Annotated in this window: 2 protein-coding genes; both read right to left on the bottom strand. The window is 57.6% G+C overall.

Going from position 1 to position 462, the window contains the following annotated elements:
* On the bottom strand, nt 1–270 hold a 270-nt coding region (locus EP867_RS16475), incomplete at its 3' end, for a transposase (protein WP_174722347.1).
* 10 nt (nt 271–280) lie between these two features.
* Nucleotides 281–462: hypothetical protein (locus EP867_RS19905; protein WP_206616357.1), on the bottom strand; the 182-nt coding region annotated here is incomplete at its 5' end.

The following is a 462-nucleotide window of genomic DNA, read 5'->3' as shown; positions in this document are numbered from 1 at the left end:
CACCGGCCAGTCGGGCCCGGCCATTTCCAGAATGCTGGCTACCATGCCAGTGCTTTGCCGAAGCGGCAGGCCGAAGAGCACTTTCAACATGAGACAAAACTGGATCGCTGCATCAGAGAATACCGGCGGGCGGCCGGGTCGCCCCGCCCTCGTCGCCAGCCACGCCATGTCCTTGTCCAGCCAGATCAGCAGCGAGCCGCGCTGCTTCAAAGCGGCATTGTAGGATTTCCAATTCGTCGTGCGATAGCGGCCAGCTTCAGATTTCGTCATGCAAAGACGCTTAACCTACTGCTACACCAAAGTGAATCCGCGCACCGGCGAGTTCTGCAACAACCCCCAGCCTGATATAAAGCTCCACCGCCCGCAGACGCTCGTCATCAACCGCTTCAATGCATTCGGAACTGCCGAGATCAAACGCGTGGCATAAAATAAAAGGGGCAAGTCCGGACAATGACAGACTTC

The sequence above is a fragment of the Falsigemmobacter intermedius genome (assembly GCF_004054105.1).
Taxonomy (GTDB): Bacteria; Pseudomonadota; Alphaproteobacteria; order Rhodobacterales; family Rhodobacteraceae; genus Wagnerdoeblera; species Wagnerdoeblera intermedia.
The sequence above is the reverse complement of the archived record's forward strand: the minus strand, read 5'-3'. Positions and strand labels throughout refer to the sequence as shown.